Raw genomic sequence first — 6,689 nt, 5'->3', positions numbered from 1 at the left:
GATCCGCCGAACGGCTGCTGCCCGACCACCGCGCCGGTGGGCTTGTCGTTGATGTAGAAGTTGCCGGCCGCAAAACGAAGCGTCTCGGTGGCGCGTGCGATCGCCGCCCGGTCCCGTCGGTCCCGCCGCACCCCACCGAAACGCTCAGCATCGGGGACAGGGTCACGCCGCAGGCGTGAGGTCGCCTCGCCCCCGGAGCTCCTGTTGCTCCGGGGGCGAGGGCGTTCCCGGTCAGTCGCGCGGAAGGTCGCCCGCACGGGTGCCGGCGCGCCGCTGCGCGAGCTCGGCGACAATGCTCGCGTACCGCTTGTCGAGCGTGTAGCCGATCAGCAGCAGCGCCATGACGACGGCGGCGATCGCGGGCAGCCAGATGAACAGGAAGCTCGTCGCCATGAGCGCCGAGTCCGGCTGGGCGCCTCCGAAGCCGTTCGGGGCATACCCACTGAGCGAGAGCACCGTGCCGATGATCGTGCCGCCCAGGCCGGCGCCGATCTTCTGCCCGACGGAGATGCCGCTGTAGACCATGCCGTCGGCGCGCACGTGGCTGCGCCACTCCTCGTGCTCGATGACGTCGCCCACCATGGCGAAGATCGAGCCGAGGATCGCGCCGGCACCGAGGCCGGCGATGGCCTGGCCGGCCATGACGACGGGGAGCCGCAGTGGGGAGCCGGCGACGACGAGCTGTCCGGCGACGATCGCCACGCAGGCCACCAAGCAGGCGTTGCGCTTGCCCCAGCGGCGTACCACGGGCACCGCAAGCAGCACCCCGCCCAGTTCCGCCACCATGCGCAGCGTCAGAATGCCGGTCGCGATCGACTCGTCGCGCAGGATGTACTTGGCGTAGTACATCGAGACAGCGGGCAGCGACAGCAGGATGTTCAACACGACGCCGAACACGAGCAGGATCACCCAGTACCGGTTGCCGAGCATCGACCGGAGCGTCGCCCCGACCTTGACCGGCTGGTGACGCGGCAGTTCTGCGGCGTCCTCGCTGTCGTGGGCGGGTGCCACCACCTCCTTGCAGAAACGGTATGTGACCAGGAACAGCGCAGCGACGAGGACGCCGACGATCGCGAACGTGTAGGTCCACGCGAGCGAACCGCCGCCGAAGGCCTTGACCATCGGCAGCGTGGCCGCCGTGATCGCGATGGACCCGACGTAGCAGCCCACCATGCGGAAGGTGTTGAGCAGCGCCCGCCCGTACTGACCCTTCGTCATAAGCGAGGCGAGGACACCGTAGGGAATGTTGATCGCCGAATAGATTACAGTGGCGCACAGATTGAAAGTAAGGAACGCATAGACGATTTTTCCGGTCTCACCGAGACCCGGCGCACTGAACATCAAAGCAACGGAAAGCCCGAAGGGCACCCCGAGCCATCTCAGCCACGGCAGGGCTTTTCCGCCCCGCAGGGACAGCTTCTCCATCGCGATGCCGACGGCGAGATCAAAGAGCGCGGCAAGAATGCGGGAGATAAGGAAGATCGTGCCGACGGTGCCCGCGGCGATGCCGACAACGTCCGTGTAAAAGAAGGTCAGGAACGCCGAGACGGCGACGAAGACCAGGTTGGAGGCAACGTCGCCAGCCCCGTAGGCGAGGCGCTCGCCCAGCCCGGGGATGCGCATTTCGACGGGGGGCGCGACCGCCGTCGTCGACTCGGCTCGTGCCGTTCGGCTCATCAATGAGTCCCTTACGTATTCCGGGGAGCCCGCGACAGCCGCGATTGGCTCGCGTCGAGTAAAGAGACCCACCAGGGCTGCTGTCAACCACGAAACGAACGCGATTCGTTTCGTGGTTGAAAATCGACGAGGAGTCATCCGACCATGCGGCCATGACGCTTCACGATCAGCCCGGAACGAAGGAGTGGTGGCGCGGAGCCACGCTCTATCACATCTACGTGCGGTCCTTTCAGGACTCGAACGGCGACGGTCACGGCGACCTCGCCGGCATCATCGATCGGCTCGACTACCTGGAGTGGCTCGGCGTCGACGCCCTGTGGCTGTCCCCGACGATGCCCTCCCCCAACAAGGACTGGGGCTACGACGTCGCCGACTACCTGAACGTGCAGGACGACCTCGGCGGCCTCGAGACGCTCGACCGCCTGATCCGTGATGCCGGGGCGCGGGGTATGAAGGTCATGCTGGACCTCGTCGCGAACCACACCAGCTCGGCGCACCCGTGGTTCCGCGACGCCGTCAGCTCCCGCGACTCCGAGTACCGCTCCTACTACGTCTGGGCCGATCCCAAGCCCGACGGTTCGCTGCCGAACAACTGGGTCGACGACACGGGTGAGGTCGCCTGGACCCTGAACGAGGCGACCGGCCAGTACTACCTCCACAACTTCCTCGACGCCCAGCCCGACCTGAACTGGTGGGAGCCCCGCGTCCACGAGGAGTTCCGGCGGATCATGGAGTTCTGGTACGAGCGCGGTGTCGCGGGCTTCCGCATCGACGTCGCGAACGGCCTCTACAAGGACAAGTTCCTGCGCGACAACCCGGTAAACCCCAAGGCGGTCATCTACAACACCGAGGTGCAGGGCCGCTACGGCATCGAGCACAAGTACAACTTCAACCAGCCCGAGACGCACGGCTTGTACCGGAACTGGCGCATCGAGGCCGAGAAGTACGACCCGCCGCGGCTGCTGCTCGGCGAGACATGGGTGTCCCGCGTGGACGAGCTGGCACCGTACTACGGCAACGGCGACCAGCTCCAGCTTGGATTCAACTTCCCGCTCATCTTCGCCCCGTTCGAGCCCCGCGCGCTCGCCCAGGTGGTACGCGAGTCCTTCGAGTCGTTCCCGGCCGGGTCCGCAACGGTGTGGGCCGGCTCGAACCACGACCTTCCCCGTATGGGCACCCGGTGGGCCCAGGGCGATGAGGATCTGCTCCGCGTCGCGCACGTCATCCTCGCGACCATCCCGGGCACCTATGCGCTCTACTACGGCGACGAGCTCGGCATGCTCGACAGCGACATTCCCACCGAGTTGCAGCAGGACCCGCTGACGAAGGGCGAGCTCAACGGCCAGTGGCCGCGGGACAACGCCCGAGCTCCGATGCGCTGGGACGAATCCGCCGGCGGTGGCTTCACCACCGGGTCTCCGTGGCTACCGGTGCACCCCGACGCGGATGTCAACGTCGAGCGGGAGATGAGCGACGCCGCCTCTGTGCTCGTCCTGGTGCGCACCCTCATCGCGCTGCACGCCCGGCACCTGGCCGGATCGGCCAAATACACCGAGCTCAGCGTCGACGACGACCAGTGGACCTACCGCTCGGGCCCACTCGTGGTCGTGGCGAACTTCTCCGACCACCCGGTGGACGTGCCGGGTGGCGCCGGCGCACCGATCCTGACCAGCCGCGCCGTCGAGGTCAACGGGCAGGTGCCCGCGAAGACGGCGGCCGTCTTCACCGACCCCACCTGATCCCGTCTCACCTGCGAGAGGCCCGCGCACCCCGCGCGGGCCTCATCACCTGCTCAGCGGGCCGCGAGCCTGCCTTCCAACGCATCGATGAACAGATCAAGCGTGAACGCGAAGGCGACCTCGGCACGCGGCGCGTCCCGAGGCGCGGCTTGCACCGCGCGAGCCAACTCCTTCGTGCCATCGGTAACCGACCGCGGGAAGAGCCGCTCCGGCGACAGCAGATCCAGGCTCCCTCCGATGACAATGATGTCGATGGCCGCGATGATCTGCAGGACATCCTGATCGGCGAAGCCGGCGCGCGAGAGCACCGTAGCCAGATTCTCCACACCCGACGCTGCGGCGCCCGGCTCCGCGGGCGACGTCGCCAGCAGCTTGATCAGCCATGGGTGACGAGCAAGCGCATCCCGCTGCGCCCGCGCCACATCCCGGACCACGTCCTGCCACGCCGCGAGCGTGTCGACCCGCACCGCCATCTCCTCGTGCGCCCGTTGCCGGATCAACTCGACCACCGCGTCCCGCCCGGCGACATGGTTGTAGAGCGACGACTGCCGCACCTCAAGCTTCGCCGCCAGTTCCGCCATGGTGAAACTGCCCGATTCACCGGCGAGGTCGATCGCCGCATCGACGATGGCGTCGAGCGACAGCTTCGGGATCGTCGGCCGCGGCATGGTGGTCCTCCTGCGGCGCAGCGGGAGCGCTCACGCCGATTATAGTTCGCCTCCCGGTGGCCGGGTGCAGCAGACCATCCTGCTCACGCCGTTGTGGACGAATCAGAGGCCGTCGACATCCGGGTTTTTCGGAGCGGGGCGCCAGCTCACCGCCAGCAGCGCCGCGGCCGCGACCGCGCCGGCGGCGCCGAGGCCCAGGCCGATCCAGCCCGGCGGCTCGAACCAGCCCAATGCGTGATCGAGCGAGATCCGACCGGCGCCGATGCCCGACAGTGCGACCGCGGCCAGGGTCAGCGTCATGACGTACTCGTAGCCCTCGCCCGGGCGGAAGATGAAGAAGCCATTCTTGCGGTGGTTCGTCACCCAGGCGACCACCATCGTCCCCACCACCGCCGCGCACGCCAGCGGCGTGGCCAGGCCAAGCAGCAACAGCACTCCGGCGCCGAGCTCGACCAGGCTGGCCATCCAGCCGTGCACAACCGCTGGGCGCATGCCCAGGCTCCCGAACCACCGAATCGTCCCGGCGATCTTGCCACCGCCGAAGATATGGTTGTACCCATGGGCCAGGAAGACGACGCCGAGCGCCGCACGTAAGACCAGTTGGCCGATATCGGTGGCACTCACGCGGCGACTCCTTCGACTCCGGGGTGCCAGCAGTATCCGACCGCCGCCCGCGAGCGCCAACGTTGTGTGACGAACTTGGAGCAATTGAAGCCGCCACCGTGGCCGCTGCCCGCACGTCACACAGCCCGTGAAGCGGCGCCACGCAACGCGCCAACAGCGAGTAGCACCGGCCCCGCCAGTGCCACGGCGGTGCTCAGCGCAGCCAGCCGGCGGCCATCTGGGAACGGCCGTGCCGTGCGCATAGACGAGATGGTTCAGGCTTCTAGGCGGTGGCCGATGCGGTCGAGGGTCTCGTTGCCCCAGTACGTGCTGAGCTGCGTCGCCAGGCCGCTGGACGCCCGCACGGTGGTGACGAGGTCGACGAGCAGGTCGTCGCTGGCTGCCCACAGGTAACACTGGCCGGTCGGGCCCCACGCGTCCTTCTCCAGCAGGACCCGCTGGTCGTCGGCGCTTCCGGCGAAACGGTGCCGCTGGCTGTTGCTGTCCGCGGGCCGCTCGTCCAGCTGTGTGCCGAGACCCGCCCAGGCGGCCGGGTCGAAGCTCGTGACCGGCGCCCGGAGCGTCCGGGCGCCGCACATCGCCTGGTGGTCCCAGATCCGGGTGTACACCAGATCCGAGAACGAAGCCGTGAGCATCGTCCACTCGTCGGTGGGGTCCAGGTCGTCGAACGAGATCATCACGGGCGGGTCGTCGCTGCCGTCGAGCATGACCGCCCAGTAGCAGACTCCCTGATTCTCGATCATGAACGGCAGTAGCTGACGCTCGGCGACCGGGTCCCAGTCGCGTTCCTGGTCGGGCTCGCCGTCGGGCCAGTAGCACTCCGGCCGGCCCAGCTCGTGGGCCGCGTACACGCGGTCCTCGTTGCTGAACCTGCGCAGCGTCTCCTGTCCGGCGGCGAGTGAATACCACTCCCGCACCGAGGCGGGCAACGGGAAGCCGCGCACAGCGGCGAACCGGTTGACTGCCGCGACGGCGTCGGGTGCAGTCTCCGCGGTTCGCCCAGCCAGGGCCAACGAACGCGCGTGATACTGCGGCTGGGACGTCATATGTGTAAAGCTCCTGAATGCCTTGTATAGGTTGATGCAATGCGATCTTGAATCGCGCGGTGCATCGTACAGAGGCGGTTCAAGGCAGGCCGGGCTGAACGCCGCGCTGGCGGACACGGCTGCCGCTGCCAGTTCTCGTCATTGCCGGCGGCCCGGCCAGCCACCTGCCGCAGGAAGAACAACGCGCGCTCGCCGCCCGGATGGTCACGATCGACGCCGGACGCCTTTGTCGCCGAGGTCACCGAGTTCCTGTACGGCTGAAGCCCCCAGTCCCCGGCGCAGCTGGGAGGAACTCGGAGGGAGGTGATTCCCTTGACACTTCCCCGCGCGGGGCATAGCGTGCCGTCAAATTAACAGCAAACTTAACAGTTTCGCTGGAGGATGCCATGCACCGTTCCCCGCGCAACCTGCTGCTCGCCGCCGCCGTGGCCGTCGCGACCGCCGCCACCGGCGCCGCCTGCCTGCTGGCGGCCTCCCCGGCCAGCGCCGCGGTGAGCCTCTCCGACGTCGTACCCGCACCGGTGTCGGTGCAGCCCGCGGCCGGCGTGACCTACACGCTGCCGCCGGACGCCGCGATCCAGACCGCGGCCGGCGCCACCGCTGTCGGCAACTACCTCGCCGGCGTCCTCCGCCCGTCGACCGGCTACGCGCTGCCGGTCTCCACCACGACCGGCACGCCGACGAGCGGCATCGCGCTGCTGCTGTCCGGCGCCGACGCGAGCGTGGGCGCCGAGGGCTACCAGCTCGACGTCACCGCCGCCGCCGTCACGCTCCGCGCGCAGACCGCGGCCGGCCTCTTCAACGGCGTCCAGACGCTGCGGCAGCTGCTGCCGGCGACGGTCGAGGCGAAAACCGTCCAGAGTGGACCGTGGACGCTCACCGGCGGCCGGGTCGTCGACTACCCGCGCTACGCCTACCGCGGCGCGATGCTCGAC

General features: G+C 68.4%; 6 protein-coding genes. 2 read left to right on the top strand and 4 right to left on the bottom strand.

The annotated features are described in order from the left end of the window. Nucleotides 1-231: 231 nt before the first annotated feature. Nucleotides 232-1,764 carry an MFS transporter gene (locus ABT297_RS42320; RefSeq protein ID WP_350559618.1) on the bottom strand — a complete coding sequence of 511 codons (1,533 nt, stop codon included), beginning with the start codon at nt 1,762-1,764 and terminating at the stop codon, nt 232-234. 65 nt (nt 1,765-1,829) lie between these two features. On the opposite strand from ABT297_RS42320, the gene ABT297_RS42315 reads away from it, so the two are divergent. After that, nucleotides 1,830-3,416: an alpha-amylase family glycosyl hydrolase gene (locus tag ABT297_RS42315; RefSeq protein WP_350559615.1), complete on the top strand. Its 1,587-nt coding sequence runs from the start codon at nt 1,830-1,832 to the stop codon at nt 3,414-3,416. A gap of 53 nt (nt 3,417-3,469) precedes the next feature. Here the strand turns inward: ABT297_RS42315 and ABT297_RS42310 are convergent, their stop codons facing one another. The 3 genes from ABT297_RS42310 to ABT297_RS42300 form a co-directional block, all read right to left on the bottom strand. Continuing rightward, a complete protein-coding gene (locus ABT297_RS42310) occupies nt 3,470-4,084 on the bottom strand; it encodes a TetR/AcrR family transcriptional regulator C-terminal domain-containing protein (RefSeq protein WP_350559612.1) in 615 nt (204 codons plus the stop codon). 102 nt (nt 4,085-4,186) lie between these two features. After that, nucleotides 4,187-4,708, bottom strand: coding sequence for a DoxX family protein (locus tag ABT297_RS42305; RefSeq protein ID WP_350559609.1), 522 nt, complete (start codon nt 4,706-4,708; stop codon nt 4,187-4,189). Nucleotides 4,709-4,962: 254 nt separating this feature from the next. Continuing rightward, nucleotides 4,963-5,754: an SMI1/KNR4 family protein gene (locus tag ABT297_RS42300; protein WP_350559606.1), complete on the bottom strand. Its 792-nt coding sequence runs from the start codon at nt 5,752-5,754 to the stop codon at nt 4,963-4,965. Between the two features lie 386 nt (nt 5,755-6,140). Here ABT297_RS42300 and ABT297_RS42295 point away from each other — a divergent pair. Further along, the coding region (locus tag ABT297_RS42295; protein ID WP_350559603.1) for a glycoside hydrolase family 20 zincin-like fold domain-containing protein at nt 6,141-6,689 on the top strand (549 nt) is incomplete at its 3' end.

This window comes from Dactylosporangium sp. NPDC000555 (assembly GCF_040300025.1).
Taxonomy (GTDB): Bacteria; Actinomycetota; Actinomycetes; order Mycobacteriales; family Micromonosporaceae; genus Dactylosporangium.
The sequence above is the reverse complement of the archived record's forward strand: the minus strand, read 5'-3'. Positions and strand labels throughout refer to the sequence as shown.